The sequence below is a fragment of the Lederbergia galactosidilytica genome (assembly GCF_017873565.1).
In the GTDB taxonomy this organism is placed as follows: domain Bacteria; phylum Bacillota; class Bacilli; order Bacillales; family Bacillaceae_C; genus Lederbergia; species Lederbergia galactosidilytica.
The window spans coordinates 198,496-219,918 of sequence record NZ_JAGGKH010000003.1 but is presented as its reverse complement, the minus strand read 5'-3'; the positions used below and the strand labels follow the sequence as shown (position 1 = coordinate 219,918).

At 36.7% G+C, this 21,423-nt stretch carries 17 protein-coding genes; 5 read left to right on the top strand and 12 right to left on the bottom strand.

All coding sequences use genetic code 11. The features are described 5' to 3' along the window. Positions 1-300: 300 nt before the first annotated feature. Positions 301-1,035: a hypothetical protein gene (locus J2Z23_RS04480; RefSeq protein WP_057981893.1), complete on the top strand. Its 735-nt coding sequence runs from the start codon at positions 301-303 to the stop codon at positions 1,033-1,035. A 100-nt stretch (positions 1,036-1,135) separates the two neighbouring features. Continuing rightward, on the top strand, positions 1,136-1,282 hold the full coding sequence (gene sspO, locus J2Z23_RS04475; RefSeq protein WP_238456098.1) for a small acid-soluble spore protein O: 147 nt from the start codon (positions 1,136-1,138) through the stop codon (positions 1,280-1,282). 263 nt (positions 1,283-1,545) lie between these two features. Here the strand turns inward: sspO and J2Z23_RS04470 are convergent, their stop codons facing one another. Both J2Z23_RS04470 and J2Z23_RS04465 read right to left on the bottom strand, forming a co-directional pair. Next, a complete protein-coding gene (locus J2Z23_RS04470; RefSeq protein WP_057981891.1) occupies positions 1,546-4,638 on the bottom strand; it encodes an AAA family ATPase in 3,093 nt (1,030 codons plus the stop codon). 178 nt (positions 4,639-4,816) lie between these two features. Further along, positions 4,817-5,998, bottom strand: coding sequence for an exonuclease SbcCD subunit D (locus J2Z23_RS04465; RefSeq protein WP_209973331.1), 1,182 nt, complete (start codon positions 5,996-5,998; stop codon positions 4,817-4,819). A gap of 150 nt (positions 5,999-6,148) precedes the next feature. Between J2Z23_RS04465 and J2Z23_RS04460 the strand changes: the two genes are divergently transcribed. Next, positions 6,149-6,343, top strand: a complete 195-nt coding sequence (locus J2Z23_RS04460; protein ID WP_128738489.1) for a hypothetical protein — start codon at positions 6,149-6,151, stop codon at positions 6,341-6,343. A 162-nt stretch (positions 6,344-6,505) separates the two neighbouring features. Here J2Z23_RS04460 and J2Z23_RS04455 read toward each other — a convergent pair whose 3' ends face one another. Continuing rightward, on the bottom strand, positions 6,506-6,706 hold the full coding sequence (locus J2Z23_RS04455; RefSeq protein ID WP_057981888.1) for a cold-shock protein: 201 nt from the start codon (positions 6,704-6,706) through the stop codon (positions 6,506-6,508). Between the two features lie 685 nt (positions 6,707-7,391). Here J2Z23_RS04455 and htpG point away from each other — a divergent pair. Next, entirely contained in the window at positions 7,392-9,275 is a 1,884-nt protein-coding gene (gene htpG, locus J2Z23_RS04450) for a molecular chaperone HtpG (protein ID WP_057981887.1), read from the top strand. A 284-nt stretch (positions 9,276-9,559) separates the two neighbouring features. Continuing rightward, positions 9,560-9,694, top strand: coding sequence for a hypothetical protein (locus J2Z23_RS22535; RefSeq protein WP_274380110.1), 135 nt, complete (start codon positions 9,560-9,562; stop codon positions 9,692-9,694). Positions 9,695-9,943: 249 nt separating this feature from the next. On the opposite strand, the gene J2Z23_RS04445 is transcribed toward J2Z23_RS22535, so the two are convergent. From J2Z23_RS04445 to J2Z23_RS04405, 9 genes are all read right to left on the bottom strand, one after another. Then, entirely contained in the window at positions 9,944-10,840 is an 897-nt protein-coding gene (locus tag J2Z23_RS04445) for a carbohydrate ABC transporter permease (RefSeq protein ID WP_082881247.1), read from the bottom strand. Then, positions 10,840-11,706 carry a carbohydrate ABC transporter permease gene (locus tag J2Z23_RS04440; protein ID WP_209973329.1) on the bottom strand — a complete coding sequence of 289 codons (867 nt, stop codon included), beginning with the start codon at positions 11,704-11,706 and terminating at the stop codon, positions 10,840-10,842. Before J2Z23_RS04440 ends, J2Z23_RS04445 begins: the two co-directional genes overlap by 1 nt. A gap of 143 nt (positions 11,707-11,849) precedes the next feature. Beyond that, positions 11,850-13,169 carry an ABC transporter substrate-binding protein gene (locus J2Z23_RS04435; RefSeq protein ID WP_057981885.1) on the bottom strand — a complete coding sequence of 440 codons (1,320 nt, stop codon included), beginning with the start codon at positions 13,167-13,169 and terminating at the stop codon, positions 11,850-11,852. A 167-nt stretch (positions 13,170-13,336) separates the two neighbouring features. Next, entirely contained in the window at positions 13,337-14,827 is a 1,491-nt protein-coding gene (locus J2Z23_RS04430; protein ID WP_238482615.1) for a response regulator, read from the bottom strand. Between the two features lie 5 nt (positions 14,828-14,832). Beyond that, positions 14,833-16,587 carry a cache domain-containing sensor histidine kinase gene (locus J2Z23_RS04425; RefSeq protein WP_209973325.1) on the bottom strand — a complete coding sequence of 585 codons (1,755 nt, stop codon included), beginning with the start codon at positions 16,585-16,587 and terminating at the stop codon, positions 14,833-14,835. Positions 16,588-16,654: 67 nt separating this feature from the next. Beyond that, on the bottom strand, positions 16,655-17,563 hold the full coding sequence (locus tag J2Z23_RS04420; protein ID WP_238456097.1) for a carbohydrate ABC transporter permease: 909 nt from the start codon (positions 17,561-17,563) through the stop codon (positions 16,655-16,657). Next, positions 17,560-18,426 (bottom strand): carbohydrate ABC transporter permease, encoded by an 867-nt coding sequence (locus J2Z23_RS04415; RefSeq protein WP_209973323.1) that lies wholly within the window; start codon positions 18,424-18,426, stop codon positions 17,560-17,562. Before J2Z23_RS04415 ends, J2Z23_RS04420 begins: the two co-directional genes overlap by 4 nt. An 18-nt stretch (positions 18,427-18,444) precedes the next feature. Continuing rightward, a complete protein-coding gene (locus J2Z23_RS04410) occupies positions 18,445-19,773 on the bottom strand; it encodes an ABC transporter substrate-binding protein (protein ID WP_209973321.1) in 1,329 nt (442 codons plus the stop codon). Positions 19,774-19,856: 83 nt separating this feature from the next. Continuing rightward, on the bottom strand, positions 19,857-21,281 hold the full coding sequence (locus tag J2Z23_RS04405) for a sulfatase family protein (protein ID WP_209973319.1): 1,425 nt from the start codon (positions 21,279-21,281) through the stop codon (positions 19,857-19,859). Positions 21,282-21,423: the final 142 nt, after the last annotated feature.

The following is a 21,423-nucleotide window of genomic DNA, read 5'->3' as shown; positions in this document are numbered from 1 at the left end:
AAAAATTCAATGATCATTATCCTTTCTTACTTCATAAATCCGCATGCACTTAGGTTTGTCTGCAAAATGCAGAATATACTCCCGGTACTCTGATTTCGCTCTAACCCACCTGCCCTCTCGATAAAATCAATTTGAGCGGCTCGGACAATAAGCACCCACTCCACTAGAGCAAGTCACTTTGCCCTCCTCTTTCAGTTCTTGATCTTAAAAGCATTTAAAAAACATAATAAAAAAATAATTATTATATAAGGTGTCCTTTTGCATCGTTCGGATCTATATGAGGGATAGGAGGGATGCAAAATGGAGAAAATTACATTTGGAAAAGAGTTAGCAACAACAATTGGGTTGAACGAAAGTATTGTATTGGAGAGACTGTACAAACATGTTGAAAAAGAAGGAACACCTTTGAACGGACACGTGTGGATGGAGCGTACATATGAAGAATGGCGGGAGGATTTTCCATTTTGGTCGATCGCCACGATTAAACGAATCTTTACTTCTTTGAAAAAACAAGGCCTAATCTTAATAGAACAACACGGAAAACACCGCTACGACCGCACGAATTGGTATGCTTTGGCACAAGAAGGAGACCAGGCATTTATACAAGATAATACGTCGAACGCTCAGCCACAACAGGAAAATGGACTAGAGGAAAAAATGACTTCTGTGCAAAAGCAATTACAGAAATTGCGTTTTTTCCCACTTCGCGATACCCAGAAAAAAGAGTTGGCCCATGCATGTCGACATTTCCCACTTGAGCAAATTTCCCAAGCCCTGGAAGTGACTGCAGAACGGGCAATTTTCGCTTGGAAATATGCGTATAAAGTATTATTAAGCAACAAGAAGACCCCTTCAAGTACTTTCCAACGTAAAATCATTCGGACAGAAAGAGTACCCGACTGGTTTCAAAAAGAAGAGCATTTGAATAAAATGGACACCACCCCGCAATGGAATGAAGAAGCGCTCGCCAAAAAGCAGAGATTAGAGGCGATCCAGGAGAAATATCGAAAAAGGGAAACCATTGGACTCTGTTAAAGCATTTCAAGATGTTCTCCCTAGCCTCAACCTGCTACATTTTATATTTTTTTACATATTTTTAGCATTAGAACAAAGACTAATTATGGAGGTGATAGAGATGGCAAAAAGAACGGAAAGTAATTTGGAAGGATTAAATCCGGAAAAAAGGCCAAGTCGAAATGTTGGATATCAGGAAGAAATGGCACAAGAACCACTTAGCACCAAACAAAAATTAAACAATAAAAGGCGAAAAAAGAATCAATAAACGATTTCTTCCTTCGCTCTTTTGTATAATGATGCCTTTTTTCACCCAGCTATCGACTAGCCATTAGGGATTTCACTGGGCACCCAAGTCCCTATGGCTCAATCTATTTACCTTAAGTAGTCTGTTAGTGATACCTAGAACAATGGCAAAAGCGCCTGGGAATAGGGAGAACGGCTAAAATTGCGGCGTCTTGCGCATCGCAAGGCCGTTCTGACCTACATCCTGAGCCTTGACCACTTTTGTTAGCTCATTCTCAAACCTACTTATTTCAATATAAACTGTGCTTGGCTATGACCTTCCTTTGTTTTCTTTACTTCAAGAATAGCAGGAAAAATCGATTTAAGTTCCTGAACATGAGAAATGACACCGATCATTCTTCCCGACTGTTGTAGATCAACCAATGTATCGATCGCTTTATTTAGTGCTTCTTCATCTAGAGTCCCAAAGCCTTCATCAATAAACATGGTTTCGATCGAAATATTTCCTTGAAAGCTTTGGATGACATCGGACATTCCTAATGCCAAACATAGAGAAGCATTGAATTTTTCGCCACCAGACAGTGTTTTGACGTCACGAGTTTGTCCTGTATAGGCATCGTATATATCAAGAGCTAACCCACTCTGTCTTCCATGAGTTTCCTGACGATCACTCCGGATTAAATCGTATTGGCCATTCGATAATTTTTTCAATCGTAAATTAGCCGCTTCAATGATCTGCTCCAAATATTCAATTTGTAAATAACGTTCAAAGGAAACTTTATGCTGGTTTTGACCACGAATCACATCATACAAATCACTTAAAACCGCAAGTTGCCGTTCACTTTCGCGGACTCGCTTTTCTGCTTCCGTAATCTTGTCTAGCAATTGCGTTGCTTCCGTAAAGAAATTCTTTGATTGTTCCCACTGATTAAGGGCTGTTTCATAAGCCTGCTTAAGTTCTTGCAAATGCTGTTCTAATTGTTGTAAATCGGCTTCTTCTTTATCTTTCAAGCTTACCTCTAATTCCTTTACTTGCTCTTGAAGTAAGGAACGAGTTTGTTTAAATTGCTGGATCTCATTTTTTAATGCTATTCGCGCTTCTTCTAGCATTTTAGCTGCGCGATAAGTCTCCTCAGAAGCAAATCCGGACTTTTCTAGCAAAGATTGTAAAATAACTTCCATTTTCTCTCTCTTCGCCTTTGTCTCCACTCGTTGCTTTTCGGCATACTCCAAGTTCGTCGTAGCCTTTGTTTTCTGTTCTTGTATCTTTTGAAGCTCTTGCTGCACTTGCTCCCAAGCGTTGTCTAAAGTTATTTTTTCCTTGTTTGTTTTTTCGATCTGTGCTTCTAATTGCCCCAGAACACGTAATTCCTTTGGGATCGTTCGAATCCGTTCTGTATAAAGCGCCTTTGTATTTTCTGCCTTCAACCTTTTTTCCTGATAATGTTGCTCACACTCATCTCTCTTCTCATCCAACTGTTTAAGCTCTTGTTGCTGTTCCCTCAGTTTACCTTTCCATTTAATGAGCAATTCTTGATCAGCTTTTAACTTTTCTACTTCTTCGTTTAAAAGCTTTCCTTCCCCTTTTAATTGGTCTAGTTTCACGGAAACTTCTTCTGTGCTTAGTTCGAGAGATTTTATATCACTTTGTCTTTCCGCCAACTGCTGCGCATTAGCAGTCCATTCTACTTTAAGAGTATGATATTCATTTTCGTCATGATCCAGCCTCTTCTTGAGCATTTCTAATTGTTCTTTCGAAACTATCCCCCCTCTATCTGTCGCCTTCTGGGGATGTTCCAAGCTCCCACAAACAGGGCAAGCTTCTCCATCATGCAAATGACTCGCCAAAACAAGGGCTTGTTGATTGAACCAATTTTTTTCTTGCTCTAAGTATTCCGCTTTTTTCTGTTCGAAAAGCGCTTTTTTTTGCTTTAATTCCTGCTCCAAAGTGGTTTGTCTAAGCTTATATTTGTGAAATTCATGTAAAACTTTCCACTGCTCACGTTTCTTTATTAATAACTCGTTTTTCTTTGGATACTCGCTAACCTCATTCTCCTTTCCCATAATTTCCTGATGCCATTTCTCAACTGTTGCTGTTTTTTCCTTTCTCTTCTTCTTGATATCATCGAGCTGAACATGTGCTAGATTGGCTTGTTTCTCAAGTACGTAGATCTGCTGTTTGACTTGATCTATTTCTTTTACTGTCGGGAGATAATCCTGCAAGCGTGTCAGTTCTTGATGAAGCTGCTCTCTCTTCCCCTTTTTTTCTTCTTCTTGACGATACATTTCCAAAGTTTGCTCGTAAGCATCCTCTATCCTCTTTTTTGCTTGAACAGCTTGTTTATAAGCTTGCTGCTTTTTCTCTTCGTCCTCACGTAACTCTTTCACCTGTTGTTCATATGGCTCAATCGAACTTGCTCGCTCGGCTGCTTCCAATTGCTTTTCTTTTTGAGCAAAAGCCGAAACTTGCCCATCTAATTGCAGTAATTGTTGCTTTTTTCCCGTAAGCTCCGCAAATCGCTCATTCAACGCTTGTGCTTGATAATATTCGGACTGCTTTGCTGTATGTCGTTTATACGCTTGTTCATATTTTTCATGATCTTGGGCTTTCTTCTCATCATAATAGATAACCTCATCTTCAAGCCCCTGTAAAATTTGTTGAATATTATAATGCTCCTGGGAAACTACTTGGAAAAAGGAAGATCCCTCTCTAACAGGCAAAGTCGCTTGGACATTTTGAATAAATGAGGCTTTCACTCTCTCTTCTTGTTGATAAATCTCCTCTACCCGTTTTTTTCGATTTCGTAGCTTTTCACCAATTTGCTGATAGCGATCTGTTTTAAAAAGACGACGTAATATATCTTCCTTATTTTCCGTTTGTGAAGTTAATAGCTTTCGAAATTCTCCTTGCGGTAACATGACAATTTGTTTAAATTGTGCTTGAGTAAGCCCTAAAAGAGATTCAACTTTTTTATCTATCTCAGAGACGATTTGTCGATCTACACAAGGAATTTCTTTCCCATTTTCCAATTCAAAAAACTCATAACGTTCACCTGTTTTTGTTTTATTCCCCTGTTTTACATGGCCCAGTTGCCGCAAAATTCGGTATGTACGTTGATGGAGCTCAAATACTAATTCAACCGCCGTATGGATGTCATCCTCTGCAAAGTGACTGCGCAACATAGTCTGATTTTCCCGATCCTGTCCACTTGCACTTCCATATAAAGCAAAACATATCCCATCGAAAATCGTCGTTTTCCCTGCACCTGTATTACCCGAAATCACGAAGATAGACTGCTCCTTTAACTTTGTAAAATCAATAATCTCTGTATCTTTATAAGGGCCAAAAGCAGTCATTCTTAAAGTTAATGGGCGCATTCCTGTTCCCTCCTTTTTCAGTGAATGAAAATATAAAATAGTTTCTCATGTAAATTATTCCATTTAGCCTAGTCACCAGCGGTGCACACTAGGACCATCTGTTTTTAGCCAACGGTCTACCTTTAATCTAAAGCAAAGAATATCTTTAGCTAAGTCACTAAACAACATATTGCGCTTTTTAATTAGGTACAAATTCTCTTTGTGGTTGTGCAGTGGTTTCATTTTCATCTTGCAATAATTCGTCCACAACCTCTTTAAATATCCTTTCCGTTTCTTCCGTCACTCTCTCTCCTTTCACTTGTTCGTAAAAAGATTGAAAAAGTTCTAGATCACTCATCTTACTCCGCGTCTTTTTCGTAGTGGCGATAGACTGAGTAATTATTTGTTTTCTTTCAACATGCATCGCATTGGGATATACGGAACGAATTTTTTCCATTGGTGATAGAATCGGAGTTTCATCTAATAATCGAACAAAAACATAATCATCACAAATTGAATGAGTTAATAACTCGGACATCGTGGCTTCAACTGTGCGCATATCTCTTTTAGGTATGAGCTCTTTTTTTGTAATCTTAACATCCCCGTTTTGCCCAAGCTCCACAATAGAATAACCCTTTCGATGATGTTCTTCAGATATCGAATATTTCAAAATCGAGCCTGCATATCGAATCTTTTCCTTCATAACATAATGTGCTTGATGCAAATGTCCGAGAGCTGTGTAATGAAAATCAGAATAGAGCTGTGCATCGACATATTCTGCCCCACCAATAGAAAGTGGCCGTTCAGAATCACTCGTATTTTCTTCCTCATCCCCAAAAGGAGTGACAAATGCATGACCAATTAGCACATGGCGAGCATTCAGATCAAGCTCAGCTTTTATTTCTGTCATAATTTTTCGCGCTGCATCCTGATGTGAACGTACCTCCTCATCATCAAATACATTGCGGACCATACTTGGATCACAGTATGGCACAAGATGAAAATGCACAGGTCCAAAAGCATCATGAAGAATAACAGGCTGTAATTCTTTAGTTAAGCGTCCCGCCATATGTAACCCATTTTGCTCCATGATTTTACTACCAAAATGTAGACGACTTGGACTATCGTGGTTTCCCGCAATGGCTAGTACAGGGATTTTTAATTTTAAAACAATCGTTTCTAGAACTTCATCTAAAAGTTGTACAGCTTCCGTTGGTGGTACTGCCCGGTCATATAAATCACCGGCAACGATGACAACATCTGGCTGCTCTTGTTCAATATCTTGTATAAACTGCTGTAAAACGAATCGTTGATCGTTAGTCATATAAACACCTTGTACTAATTTTCCCAAATGCCAATCCGCTGTATGGAAAATTTTCACTTATGATCACTCCTCGTAAACTATTTTTTTCGGATCTATTCCTATTATTATAACGTATTTCCCTATAGCTCACTTGAAGATTCGACATTTATTCCCTTATTGCAACAAAAACAGGACAAGTTATAATTATATTAATAGAGGGAGGTGATTTTGAAAATGGAAGATTCTGCTTTGAAGGAAATTCTCCACGCTCTTGAACTTCAGACTGTATATTTTGATCAAAAAGTAGAGCAACTTGAAGAACAATTTAAGGGGATAGAACAGCGAATTGATCTGCTCGAAAAGAAAATAGATTCCAGTATATCAATTTTGCCCAAACAGCGAAAGATGTTGATTTACTTTTAATACTATTAGAGGAATGCATACCTCAAAGAATCCTACACAGATCCTCTTCACAAAACCCTACTAATATCCGCACCATCACGGAGCAATGTCTATTTTCGCATAAAAAAAGAGGACCTCAGATCGTCCCAATTGGAACAATCCTCGGTCCTCTTTCAATATTCATTATAGTTTAACAACGTTAGCAGCTTGGTCGCCACGGTTGCCTTGAGTGATATCAAAGCTTACTTTTTGACCTTCTTCAAGAGTTTTGAAACCTTCGCCAGTGATAGCTGAGAAATGAACGAATACGTCTTCTCCGCCTTCAACTTCGATAAAGCCAAAACCTTTTTCTGCGTTAAACCATTTAACTGTACCTTGATTCATGTGTAAATACCTCCAAAAGTTTGTTACTTAATAACGATGTAAACAAAAATTCACATGCTTTCACGGAATAACTAAGTAAATAATATAATCCCGTGAAAACATGTGAATTATAAGATTTAATACATATTAAGTGTAAATTTATTGTAGCACAGGCGATTCCCCATAGCAAGCCTTTGTTAAAGTTTTTTAAATTAAACTTGTAAGCGTTTTTCATTCTTTCCTAAAAATGGTCTAATGTAACTAAAAGTTTCGCTTTGAAAACTAGTCATAGGGAGCTAAATAATCTAGGTAAGATGCCTCCAACTACGAGCAAAGTTCGGTGGTTGCTCTAAAAATAAACATATTTTCGGATGTTGAATATTTTGTTTGACAGGAGCTTATGGAAAAAAGATTTAAAAACAGACTCTATTTGGAAGGGGTTTTTCTTTGACACATTTATCCTTGTATGGTATCACATAAGTAGTTAGCACTCACAGATTACGAGTGCCAAATTTTATAAGAATAGTGAAAGGTGTTTGTTCAGGAATCTTTCATCTCAAGAGCTAACGCTAGTAGCTAGATCTAAGAGGCGCACCTATGCTTAGTGACGCAAACAAGCACCGAAAGGCTAGTTGCTGTGAGCAAGCTAAATCGAGCACGAACCAAAATTTGCACTTACCTATACTTGAACAAAAGGAGAATAATTATGGAAAAAAAGCTGTTTCAAGCAGAATCAAAGCGTTTATTAGAAATGATGATTCATTCGATTTATTCAAACAAAGAAATTTTTCTAAGAGAATTAATCTCCAACTCTAGTGATGCTATCGATAAGATTTATTACCGTACCCTCACAGATGATTCTTTAACCTTTGATCAAGACGATTACTACATAAAGCTTTCAATCGATAAAGAAAACCGAATTTTAAAAGTCGAAGATACAGGAATCGGCATGACGAAGGAGGAGCTTGAAGAAAATCTTGGAACGATTGCGCAAAGTGGCTCCTTGGCCTTTAAAAAAGAGAATGAATTAAAAGATGGTCATGATATTATCGGTCAATTTGGCGTCGGCTTCTATTCTGCTTTCATGGTAGCCGATCAGGTTACTGTAATTAGTAAAGCTCTAGATAGCGATGAAGCCTATAAATGGCAATCTTCTGGTGCTGATGGCTATACAATTGAAACAACCACAAAAGAAACGGTTGGAACAGAAATCATCTTAACCATTAAAGATAATACGGAAGAAGAAAATTATGATGAATTTCTAGAAGAGTACCGCATCCAGTCAATTATTAAAAAGTATTCCGATTTCATCCGCTACCCGATTAAAATGAATGTGACAGAAAGTAAACTAAAAGAAGGCACAGAGGATGAATTTGAGGAGATAGTCGAAGAAAAAACACTTAATAGCATGGTGCCTATTTGGCGGAAAAATAAAAGCGAATTAACAGACGAAGATTATGATAATTTTTACACTGAGAAACGCTACGGCTTCGATAAACCTTTAGCCCATATCCATACAAGTGTTGATGGAGCCATCCGTTATAATGCGATTCTTTATATTCCAGAGAAAATGCCTTTTGATTATTATTCAAAAGAATTTGAGAAGGGCTTGGAATTGTATTCAAGCGGAGTACTTATCATGGATAAATGTGCGGAGCTACTACCTGATTATTTCAGCTTTGTAAAAGGAATGGTTGACTCTGAAGACTTATCTCTCAACATTTCTCGGGAGATTTTACAACAGGATCGCCAATTAAAACGAATTGCCAATAATATTGAAAAGAAAATTAAAAGCGAATTGCAAAGCATGCTGAAAAATGACCGTGAAAAATACGTGACTTTCTATGAAGCTTTTGGTAGACAGTTAAAGTTTGGTGTATATAGTGATTATGGTATGCATAAGGACGTATTACAGGATCTGCTTATGTTCTCCTCATCTAAAGAAAACAAGCTTGTGACATTGGATGAGTATGTTTCAAGAATGCCGGAAGAACAGAAGTATATTTACTATGCTTCAGGAGATTCAATTGCTCGCATTGAAAAACTGCCACAAACAGAGCTTCTCTTAGAAAAAGGCTATGAAATCTTATATTTCACAGAAGATGTAGATGAATTTGCAATCAAAATGTTGATGAACTATAAGGAAAAAGAATTCCGCTCTGTAGCAAGTGGTGATTTAGGACTTGAAGATCAAGAACAGAAAGAGAAAGAGGCCTCAGAAGAAACAGAAGATAACAAGGAACTATTCGAATCTTTGAAAGAGATTTTGTCCGGAAAAGTGAAGGATGTTCGTGCTTCTAAACGATTGCGGTCCCACCCTGTCTGTCTCTCCACAGATGGCGAAATTACGATCGAAATGGAAAAAATCTTACAAGCCATGCCTGATAATCAAAATGTGCAAGCAGAAAAGATTTTGGAAATTAATACGAATCATGAAGTGTTCCAAGCGCTAAAATCAGCCTTTGCGACTGACCAAGATAAATTAAATCTTTACACGAACCTTTTATATAACCAAGCACTTCTTATCGAAGGATTACCTGTACAGGATCCAGTTGAATTTACAAATGATATTTGTAAAGTGATGGTATAACATCATATACCGAACCCGATTTTCTAGGGTTCATAAAGACTGTAGACAAACTCTAAAATAACGAGTTGTTTACAGTCTTTTTATTTTTATACTGGATAGAGTAAGCGTCCCGAAGAATGCGCTTCGTCACTACGCTTCTGCAGAGTCTGGGCTGTCTCGCAAATCCCGCAAGAGTCGAGCGGATGCTTCTCCAAATCATTAAAGTATTAAACGTTACTTTTCTATAAATACTCATTCATTTCTATAATAGATAGTAAGATTAACCTTAAGATGATGGGAAAGTCGTGACAAGAAGACTAATTTATGAACGCAACCAATTAGAAATCCTTGCGATTGAACAACTTGTTTCCCCAAGACCATTTAATTCACAAATTGGATGGTCAATTGACTATCATCAATACAAATCAAATTCTTCTTAATATGTAAGCTGTCCATTGTTCTTACAGTCTAGATGGACATGAAAATATCCAGAAATGGTATAAGGACTGCTTAAGAAGTAGGATCTTCACTGAAATTCCTTTATTCAGACAAAAATTATGTAAAGTGGTAAAAGGCACTGGGAGAAAACTCATTCCCAATACCTTATGGCGGCAAAACTGGACGGACCTATTTTCTAGGGTTCGCTTTTTATAAACAAACAAGCTACTAAACGATAATCCGAATACCCTTTATTTAATGGCACCGGCAACCATTCCAGCTATAATTCTTTTACTAAAGAAAATAAATAAAATAAGCGGTGGAATCGAGATTAATAACACATTGGTAAATAGTAAATTCCATTTCGTATTAAATAAGCTCATAAAATTATATAATGTTAATTGCAATGTAGCGTTCTTTGCACCTGGAAAAAAGTACAAAAAGTTTACGAAATCATTATAAATTTGAACTGAATTTAAAACAATGATCGTTGCCGTTACTGGCTTTAATAAGGGTAAAATGATAGAGGTAAATAATTTCAACCTGCCACACCCATCAATTAAAGCTGCTTCATCAAGCTGTTTGGGTATAGTAGCCATGAATCCGCGATATAACAAAACCGTAAAGGGCAAACGTAAAGCAACTTGAACTAGGACAATCCCTATCATTGTCTTAAACAGTCCAATCCCGTTTAGAACCCAAATTGTTGGGACAATTGCAGGCGGAATAATTAATCCAGCCAATACGAGGAAATTTAGAAATGGTGATAATTTCCCTGTTCTTCTATGCATTACGTAGCCGGTCATAGCTCCGCAAATAATTAAAATAATAATAGAAAAAATAGTAATAAGTGTGCTATTCATAAAGGCCCGAAAAATCATTCCATTTTCAGCAGCGATTACTTCCTTTATATTCTCACCTAACTGAAATTCAGTTGGCCATGCCATGTTTAATAACGAGGATTCCTTAGTTGTCTTTGCTGCATTAACAAAGACAAAATATAGTGGGATACCGAAAATAATAACCGTGAGCAAAACTGCAAACAACTCAACAAAGAATTTCTTAACCTGTTTTATTTTTGGTACCCTAGACCTTTGAAAACTAGTGGTCATCTCCTTTGATGCCAAACCTTCGGGTAGTTTGCTCATTAAAGATCAACCTCTTTCCTGTTTAAAAAGTAGTGCAGCGGAAAGGCGAGTAGTGATACTACAATGAATAAAATCACATTCCCTGCAGTGGAAATTCCATAAAAACCAGCCTGATATTGCTTATAAATGATGGAGGCGATTAAATCTGTACTAAAACCAGGACCCCCTTTTGTCATTACCCAAATCAAATCAAAGGAACGTAAACCACCAATAAATGCTAAGATAATCACCGTATTCATCGCCGGTCTACTTAATGGCAAAATAATATGCCAAAATTTTTGGAAGGAATTCCCGCCATCAATCATCAATGCCTCAAAATATTCTTCGGGGATGGACATAATCCCTGCTATAAAAATAACGGTCGCAATCCCTAAACCTTGCCACACATCAACCAAAGCAACAGACAAAAGTGCAATTCTTACATCTCCTAGCCAATCGGGACCGACAATACCAATTGCAGACAGTACAGTATTAATCATCCCCTGTGATGGATGCATCATCATGGAAAAAGCTATACCAATGGCAATTGTACTTAAAAGTGTGGGGAAAAATACCATAGACCGGATAAAACCCACAGTTCTTAACCTTGTACATAGAAATGTCCCGATTAATAAACCGAAGATAATTTTCAAACCACATGTCACAACAGCATAAATAACTGTATTTTTAAAGCCAATATTCATCGATGGCTCTGATAAAAAGGTCTTGAAATTCTCAAGTCCAATAAATTCCCAATCTGTCAGTGTCCACCATGTCATACTAAAAAAGAAGGACATGATAGTAGGTAGTAGAAAAAAGGTAAAATAAATGATTCCAGCTGGTAATAGAAAATAATATGAATAGGTTGATGTGTTTAGTTTGGTCATCTTTGTTTCCCTCTCCCTTTCATTGAGATTAAAAGAATTGCCCCTTTAAAAACAGGGGCTTTTCTAGTGGTGATGATTAGTACATCTCTAACTTTCGTTTCATATTTTCTACTATTTACTAATTGGCTATATGTTGATATAGATTACCAGCCTTCTAAATTAAGTTGTTTTGCTTGCTTCTCAACATCCTTGTCATACAATTCAGCACCTTCTTTTGCTGATTTAATTCCACTGCCTACCTCAATTAATATTTGCTCCAAGTTAGGGCCTTTTAACGGACTTAAGAATTCTAGTGCAGGAGCTGTTTTATCTTCTTCAAAATATGGTGTCATGTCTTTAACTGCTGTAAATACATCCTCAGGGAGCTTTACATCCTCAATTGCAAATGGACCGATTGGTGGGTCTGCAGCTAAATATGCCGCAACTCCCTCTTCAGATACAAATACTTCAAACCACTTTTTCGCAGCATCAATATTTTCACTATTTTTATTGATATAATAAGCATTTGGCATCCAAATCGTAAAACCATTCTTCTCGGCATTATCTCCAGGTTGCGGAAATACCCCAATGTCCCCAATCTCATCTGGGTAATTCTCCGCCATCAGCGGCAATATTTGCGATAACATCGGATAATGAGCTCCCTCGCCTTCAGCTAACATCTTCATTCCCGCATCATATGTTGTGGACAAAAAGTCTTCATTCATATATCCCTTTTCGTAAATGTCTTGCATTTTTTCGAAACTTTTCAATGCACCCGGTGTTGTAGCAATTTTGGCCTTATTCGCTGTATAGTTTTCCGGAAAGTCTGGATTTTCTGCTAAAACATTAAAGTTATCTGCTAATACAATAAGCTGGGAAGTCCAAGTTTCTTTATATGTTCCGATAACAGGTGTTTTGCCTGCCTCTTTTATTTTCTCATTGTTTTCCATTAATTCAGTCCAAGTTTTAGGTACCTCTAAACCTAACTCTTCGTATAATTTCTTATTATAAAACCACCCTCCGACTTGAACAGGATTTCCAGGAATGCCATAAAGTCCATTTTGATCAGATACCGATTCTTTAAAAGAATCCATTAGTTTGTCTGCGTAAGGTTCATCGGATAAATCAACGAAGTTTTTAGAGGGATTGAGCGCATGCATTAATGATCCTGAGTTATAGTAAGCAATATCAGTCATATCTCCGGTGGCCAGGCGTGTTTTCATCAGGTTGTCCCCCTCCGCCCCGCTTGGTCTAATTTCAAATTCTGTTTTAATGTTATACTTTTCTTCAACAAGTTTGGCCACAGCCTCTACCCCTGCCTTTGATGATGTATTGCCAATTAAAACAGAGAGGGTGACACCATCCACATTTTCATTATCTGTGGAACTAGAAGTGCTCTTATCTTCACTACATCCTGCCAAACCAACAAAGACCAAAAAGGTAGTCATGAGGAATGCAAATAGCTGCCCTTTTTTCCGTAACATAGATACAACCTCCCACAAATATTTTCGTCATAGTTTTATTGTAAGCGCTACCAACAATAACAATAAAGTACTGTTATTTTCGATTCATGTACCCTTTTTTATTATTTGACTGTGACTGAATGATTTTGATGATGTCTGCAAAAAAATAACTGCACTTTTGCAGTTAGCTACGTTATATTTTTATATTCACTAGGATTGTTCCCAGTATGCCTTTTGAAAACTTCGGAAAAATGGCGATAGCTATGATAGCCTACCTTTTCACTAACTTCCATTACTTTGGCACCTTTTATTAGCATTTCCTTCGCTTTCCCTATCCGCTTATTCGTTAAATATTGGATATATGTCATACCTACTTTTTCTCTAAAGAGCGAACTAAAATAAGTTGGAGTTATTTGCACATGATCAGCGACATCCTGTAATGTAATGGCTTCATTATAAAATTGATCTATAAATATACAAGCTTTTTCCATTGCATCTTGTTTACTAACCTGCTGAATATTAATTATCTGACCTAACATTCTATTTAGTTGCTCGTGAAGCCATTCCACCATCTTATCCCATGTTTCTATTTCTCTTATCTCCTGTTGGGGAAAATACTTCGCCCAAAATCCTTCCCTAGAACAAACATCCTTTTCAGCTTCTTTCACAATTTCAAGGCAGAGATAAATAAGATGGAGTATTTCATTTTCCAATATTTCTCTGCTCTTTATTTGGGCTTCAAGTTTATGAATGAATAAATTTACCTGTTCTAACAATCTTTTATCATCACCCACTCTTAAATAGGCGCTAATTGCCTGTTTATATTTTGAGAAGTCTTCAAATACAGAGGTCCTTCGTTGGATATCTTTAAATTTCACCAACCTTTTTTCACCCATAAACATCCCATATTCCATGGCATAAAATGCTTCCCGATAACTTTTAGATGCATCTTTCATTTGGTAGTAAGTGCTCCCTAGACCACCTAGAATTTGATGATCCAATTGTTTTAAGAAATGCGTGATGATAACTTCCTCGTTATTATTATCAAAATGAAAAAGTACTAAAAAGTATGTGCCTCCATAATAGGCATAAACTATTTGACAATCATAACTATCCAACAGCTTCACATGATCTTTCATCGCAAGAACTGTAATCCCGACAATTTTATTGGACTTATTCCCAAACACATTTCGCCAATTCCATTCTCCCTGTTCTCCTAACGTTAATAAATCAAGTGTCGCTTTTTCTAAGCGAATATGGTAGTTTTTTTCCCAATCTGCCTCCAATCTCTCTAATCTTTTTTTCTCATTAATCTTTTTTATCGTTCGTTTCATCACCTCTTGAACCATTGATAATGTCACAGGTTTTTCAAAATAATCCATAACCCCTAACTTAATTGCCTTTTTTAAATACTCAACTTCATTAAAACCACTAAATACTATGCATACAGTTTCAGGCACCTCTGCCAATATTTTTTCAATTACCGCTAATCCATCCAATCCTGGCATCCTTATATCTGTTAATACAATATCTGGCTTTTGATTGATAAAAAGGGAAATAGCCTCATACCCATTCATCGCTGTACCTACCAATTCAATTCCATATTTCTCCCAATCTATCATCCTTTTTAATCCCTCAAGAACAATATACTCATCATCAAACACGACCATTTTCAGCATTATTCTCACCGTCCACTCTCTCTGTATCGAATCTCAACCTTCGTTCCAATATCACTAGTTATACGTAAGGAACTTTCCACTCCATAATATAATTTCAATCTCTCCTCCACATTCTTAAGACCAAACCCTTTTTTCGTACTCTCTATATCCTTTATTCCAACACCATCATCCTTTATAGTAAAAACAATTTCACTTCCGGTTTTCTCACCTGTTAACCAGATTGTTCCTGGCCCCACTTTTGGCTCAAGCCCGTGATACACAGCATTTTCTACTATAGGCTGTAATAATAATTTCAACATCTGCCTTTCTAACAAAGCAGGCTCCACTTGTTCAACGTATTGAAATTTATCATTATACCTTATATTCTGGATTGTAAGATAACTCTTAATGTGGGAGAGTTCTTTTGCAATCGGAATAAGATCCTTCCCGTTATTCAAGCTAAGCTTAAAAGTCTCTGATAAGGCTTGGGTCATTTTAGCAATATTATCGTTGGATTCGATGATTGCTAACCAATAAATAGATTCTAACGTGTTATATAAAAAATGAGGTTTAATTTGGGCTTGTAATATCTTTAACTCTGATTCTTTCTTAATCAATTGGTAACGAATTAACTGATCATTGAGATGTCTATTTTCAGAAATAGCCTTTTTAAAGTTTTCACCGATTATACTAATTTCATCTTTCCGTTTTAATTCATTTCCACCCAATGCCGAGTTTGTCCAATCTGTCGTTAGCTTTTTTAATTGCCTTAAAGGCTTATTTAGCTTTCCAGAAAAGATGAAGGACAGAGTAAAAGATAGGACAGCCATCAGAAAAACTAAGAGAATGGTAATCTTTCCAATATCACTTGATTGGCTAAGCAACCCCTGTTCATCTGTAATATGAACAAATACCCACCCCGTTGTTTGGTTACGATATAGATTAGAAACATATCCTTTTTCCGTAAAGTGTTCGATTGCTTTGCCTATATTATCCCAGTGTCCTTCCCGAAGACGATTGACTTCTGGGTAACTATACATCGCTCTCACCCTATCCTGAGAGTCATCAAAAATGATAAATTTGCTATTTTTACTATCATTAAAAGTCTTAGAAAATAACGACTTTCTTACATTTACAACTAACATCCCAAGAACTTGTTGATTAAATAGCTGATCAGATTCGCGCAACTGCTTAACTGAAGAGAATGTATCAACGGATTCGTCTCCAACTAATACGTTTTCACTAAAGAACACGGTCTTCCCTTGGGCTGCATCGCTTTTGTTATACCAATCTTCATTGACTATTTCACGGAAAATCCCCCCATTATCGTACTTCCCTGTGCTCTCTGGATCGCCATAACAAACTGAACGATGATAGGCATCAAAAATACATATGGAGTCAATATCCTGAGTATCGATAAAATAACTATTAATCAAATTCTCCATACTCTTAATAGTTTTAATATCAATATGTGTTTCTTTGCTACTATAGTTTGCTAAGCTGCTTTTTAATTCGGTTTGGATATCGCTATTCCATACAATCACTCTTTCCATATTAACAATATTTTTCAACAACAGATCTGCACTTTCACTTGATGTTTTTAAAATATCCTTTGCAGATTGCATTTGGTTGTCTACTAAAGTACTTTTCGCAATATTAAAGGAGAGGTAGCCAAGTATAGTCAGTGGCAAAATGGACAGCAATACCATGGTAATGAAGTATTTTTGCCCAATTTCGCGCGTTTGGAACCACTTTTTGAAGGTATACCAAATTTTTTTCATATCTCTTCTCCTTAATGCATAATCTAATGGCTAGATTGATTGCTGTGTCTAATAAAATACAATTTTATTAACCTTTCACCGCTCCAGCGGTCATACCGGCAACAATCTTTTTATTGAAGAAGATAAACAAAATTAATGGTGGTATTGAAATCAGTAAAACGTCTGCAAAAAGTAAATGATAAGAAGTTCCATATATACCTGTAAAATTATATAAGGTTAGTTGGACTGTTGCATTCTCTGCACCAGGAAAGAAATAGAGCATATTCTCAAAATCATTATAAATTTGTATAGAAGATAAAACGATAATCGTTGAGGTAACTGGTTTTAGCAAAGGAAAAACCACTCGAAAAAACAATTGAATTGGCCCACATCCATCTATAAAGGCGGCTTCATCTAATTCCTTAGGTATTGTAGCGACAAAAGCTGTATATAATAGGCAAGCAAAGGAGAAATGTAATGCAGATTCGAGCAATATAATTCCTTGGATAGTCTTAAAAATACCGAGGGATTGCAGAACCCAAATTGTCGGTACAATAGCTGGTGGTATCATTAATCCAACAAGAATCACATAGTTAAGTTTTTTTGCTAGTCCCTTTCTCCGCTCAAGGATAAAACCTGCCATAGAACAAACGATGATTAAGATCATAACGGAAAATATTGTGATAAACGTGCTATTAAGAAAAGCTTGTAATACAATCCCCTCATTCATTGTGAGTACTTCTAAGTAATTCTCTATTATATGGAATGAGCGGGGAATGGCTAGATTCATAATAGCTGCTTCTTCACTACTTTTCATTGAATTAATCATGACAAAATAAAAAGGAATTCCAAAGAAAAGAACAGCGAATAATATGGCAATGATTTCTGTCAAAAATAATCCGAAACTTCCCTTTCTAAATTTTTTCCCTTTCCAGATAACAGCTCTTGAATCTTTATTTAGCAGTGATCCATTTCCTCCTCTGCCCTTGTTATTCACAGGTCCACCTCTTTACGATTAAGAAATTTAAAGATTGGAAAGGCAATGATTGCTACAAAGAAAAATAGCAGAACATTACCTGCAGTGGCAAGGCCAAAAAAGCCACTTGCATATTGCTTATAAACAATGGAAGCTAGTAGATCAGTATTGAATCCTGGTCCCCCTCCAGTCATTGCCCAAATCAAATCAAAATTTCGCAGTCCTCCAATTAACGCAAGCGTAATTACGGTATTCATAGCCGGCTTGGATAATGGAATAGTAAGATAAAGAAAAGATTGAAATGAATTTCCCCCGTCCACTTTAAATGCTTCATAATACTGTGCGGGGATTGCTAAAATACCAGCAATAAAAATGACTGTTGCAATCCCCACTCCTTTCCAGATATCCGTCAAGGCTACAGAAAAAAGTGCAATACTTGGATCTCCCAACCAATTAGGTCCAGAAATCCCAAGTCTCTCAAGCATTGAATTAATAACACCTGTCGTAGGGTGCATTAACGCTTTAAATGTGACACCGACTGCGAACGTACTTAACAGTGCCGGGAAGAAAACAATCGATCGCAGAAAGTCTTTATTCCTAATTCTTGAGCATAAAAAGGCGGCCAGTAAAAATCCGATAACCGTCTTTCCAATCATTGTTGTAAAAGCAAATAGAAGTGTATTTTGAAACCCTATGCGTAGAGAGGGTTCTTGAAAGAACTGGATAAAATTTTCCAATCCAATAAACTCCCAATCTTCTAAGGTCCACCATGTCATACTATAAAATAAAGACATAACAGTAGGCCAGATAAAAAGAACACCATAGATAAGGATAGCTGGTAACAGAAAGTAGTAAGGATACAGTTTTTTCGTCATTCGATTCATTTATTGTCCTCCCCTTTGTCACCATTTAATTCCTAATTGTTTCGCTTGTTTTTCCACATCCTTATCATATGACTTTGCCGCCTCAAGGGCAGTCATAGTCCCACTACCAACAGAGGTACATAATTGTGCTAAATTTGGCCCTTTAATAGGAGACGCAAACTCTAGTGCAGGGGCAACTTTTCCTTCTTCAAAATACTTTGCCATATCTTTGACTGCTTCATAGGCATCTTCAGGTATTTCAACCCCTTCCATTACAGAAGGACCGACACTTTTCTGCTTAGATTCATATATTTCTATGCCTTTTTTAGAAACAAAAAATTCCATCCACTTTTTAGCTGCGTCAACATTTGGAGATTCCTTACTAATTAAAATGGCATCAGGCATCCAAACTGTTAGTCCATTTATATCTGCGTTATCACTTGGTTGTGGAAATACACCAATATCATTTATTTTATCAGGGTATTTTTCAGCTAGTAATGGTAGAAATTGAGCTAGCATTGGATAATGTACCCCATTTCCTTCAGCAAGTAATTGCATACCCTGATCATAAGTTGCCACTGTATAGTCTTCATTCATATATCCACTTTCCGCAATTTCTTGAATTCTTTCAAATCCCCTTAGTGCAGAATCTGTTGTAGCGAATTTTGCCTTTCCCGCGGTATATTCATCCGCAAAATTTTGTTCTTCAGCCTGTAAATTGTAGTAATCGGCAAGTATTGGCAATTGTGAGGTCCAAAGTTCCCCATATGTACCAATGACAGCTGTTCTTCCGGAATCCTTAATTTTCTCATTGTTTTCTCTAAGTTCATCCCATGTTCTCGGTACGGAAAGACCTAATTCTTTATAAACCTTTTTATTATAAAACCAAGCCCCTACCTGACTAGATTGAATCGGTATCCCAAAAATCTTCTCTTGGTCACTCACTACTTCTTTATAGGAATCCAACACTTGATCAATATAGGGTTCGCTTGCCATATCAACAAAATGCTTGTCGGGATTTAAAGCCATTAAAAGTGAACCCGAATTATAGACGACTAAATCTGGAATTCCCCCAGTTGCCAAACGTGTTTTTACTACATTTACACCTTCAGGACCACCTGGACGTAACTCCACGTTCGTCTTTATGTTTAATTCCTTTTCAATTTCTTCAATAACAGCACGAAAGCCCGAATTATCAGCCACATCTGATATAAGAATATTTAGTGTGGTCGTTACTTCATTATTATCCTTACTATTTGAATTTACTTGTTTATTATTGGAGCTAGTTGTATTACAAGATGCCAGTAAACTTGTAATTAAACAAACACTGGTTATAAAGCCGATAAAGCTAAATTTACTTTTCCTCAATATCGTTCACCTCTTCACTATATTTCCACCTCAACAAATAAAGGGCTTACATTATTCATTAACATCTTTTATAAAGCTTTAGATTATAATTTATGGCTGTTTAATAATTGATCTCTCATCCAGTTATTATTGATAAAAGGATCTCCCTCTTCAAGAAGAATAGAAAACAATCTCCTTCTAAATTCTTTTAATCTATCTTTATGTTTGGTATTATAAATTTCATTTGTTAATTCAAATGGATCTTCTCGTAAATCATAAAGTTCATCTATACTCGTAGGATTCCAAATATATTTCCATGCATGGGTCCGATACATTCTCTGGGTAAATAAGCCAAACTGTTGTCCATGATACGTCGCAACGATTTCCTGTCTCCAATCCGGAAGTATCTCCCCTTTTAAGAATGGAACTAGGGAACGTCCTTGAAAAAAGTCTGGTATCGTCATGTCTAATAGCTCTAGAATAGTTGGAGGTAGATCAAGTAAATTGTAAACAAATTCACTGCAAGTAGAATTCCCTCTAATTTTACCCGACCACTTTAGAATTAATGGGACCTTTACAACATCTTCGTACATTACAAAGTGCTTATCCATCATGCGATGGCTGCCACATAAGTCTCCATGATCTGATGTGAAAATAACGATCGTATCTTCTTCGAGTTTAAGTCTCTCTAATGTATTTAAAATTTGACCAATAGCATGATCTACCTGAGAAATAACCGCGTAATATTTAGCAACGATTTTCGCCCAATCTTTCCATTCAAAATTTTCCACCTGCCAATTATATAATTGTTGTTTTTGAATATATGGTTTATTTATAAATTCTTCCGCAAACCCTCCCCATGCAGGTATATTTTCGGGTGAATACATACCTGCAAATTTTCCATTAGGATTATAAGGCAAATGTGGCTCCGAAAAATCAATTCGAATATGCCAGGGGTCAGCTTTTCTCGAAAGTTTTTCAAGCATTTCGCTAGCTTTTCTACTAAGCCAATGGGTCCGGCTATCTTCTAAGGGAATCGGATCTATTTCACCATGCCATTTAGTTAATTTTTCCTCTTCATCAATCCTTATTCCATCACTTAATTTTCTCTCCGGATATTTTTTCTCTCGAAACTTTGTATATTCATTCAAACTGACATAATGTTCATACCCATAAGCTTTTGGATTATATTGTGGATGAACATGCCATTTTCCTAAATAGGCATTATTATAACCTAATTTTCTCAATTCTCTTGGCCAGGAATATTCTCTAGGTTCTAATGGCTTTATAGCTGAGCCAAGATCATGATTCCATAAGGTACCAAAAGTCTCAGGTCTCCTTCCATTAATGAGTGCAGACCTAGCAGGAGTACAAAGAGGAATATTTGTATAAGCATTCATAAACCAGATACCATTTTTAGCCAAATCATCAATATTTGGAGTTCGCACAGGATATTCTTGACTAAATCCGATACAATCATAGCGTTGCTGATCAACCATAATAAATAACACATTTGGTTTCTTTGACATTTTATCAGCTCTCCTCCTTTAAAAAAGGGGCTTTATATAAGGTCTAGTAGGATTGATATCATTTCAATTATTGACTGTTATTATAGCAACAAGAGGATTGATGTTCATGGTCTATCAAGCCATCTTCAGGGCTGATTTGGTC

Coding starts and splice junctions, on each gene's coding strand:
- J2Z23_RS04480 (WP_057981893.1), top strand. CDS start 301: ATGGAGAAAATTACATTTGGAAAAGAGTTAGCAACAACAATTGGGTTG.
- sspO (WP_238456098.1), top strand. CDS start 1,136: ATGGCAAAAAGAACGGAAAGTAATTTGGAAGGATTAAATCCGGAAAAA.
- J2Z23_RS04470 (WP_057981891.1), bottom strand. CDS start 4,638: ATGCGCCCATTAACTTTAAGAATGACTGCTTTTGGCCCTTATAAAGAT.
- J2Z23_RS04455 (WP_057981888.1), bottom strand. CDS start 6,706: ATGAATCAAGGTACAGTTAAATGGTTTAACGCAGAAAAAGGTTTTGGC.
- htpG (WP_057981887.1), top strand. CDS start 7,392: ATGGAAAAAAAGCTGTTTCAAGCAGAATCAAAGCGTTTATTAGAAATG.
- J2Z23_RS04445 (WP_082881247.1), bottom strand. CDS start 10,840: ATGAGCAAACTACCCGAAGGTTTGGCATCAAAGGAGATGACCACTAGT.
- J2Z23_RS04440 (WP_209973329.1), bottom strand. CDS start 11,706: ATGACCAAACTAAACACATCAACCTATTCATATTATTTTCTATTACCA.
- J2Z23_RS04435 (WP_057981885.1), bottom strand. CDS start 13,169: ATGTTACGGAAAAAAGGGCAGCTATTTGCATTCCTCATGACTACCTTT.
- J2Z23_RS04430 (WP_238482615.1), bottom strand. CDS start 14,827: ATGCTGAAAATGGTCGTGTTTGATGATGAGTATATTGTTCTTGAGGGA.
- J2Z23_RS04425 (WP_209973325.1), bottom strand. CDS start 16,587: ATGAAAAAAATTTGGTATACCTTCAAAAAGTGGTTCCAAACGCGCGAA.
- J2Z23_RS04415 (WP_209973323.1), bottom strand. CDS start 18,426: ATGAATCGAATGACGAAAAAACTGTATCCTTACTACTTTCTGTTACCA.
- J2Z23_RS04405 (WP_209973319.1), bottom strand. CDS start 21,281: ATGTCAAAGAAACCAAATGTGTTATTTATTATGGTTGATCAGCAACGC.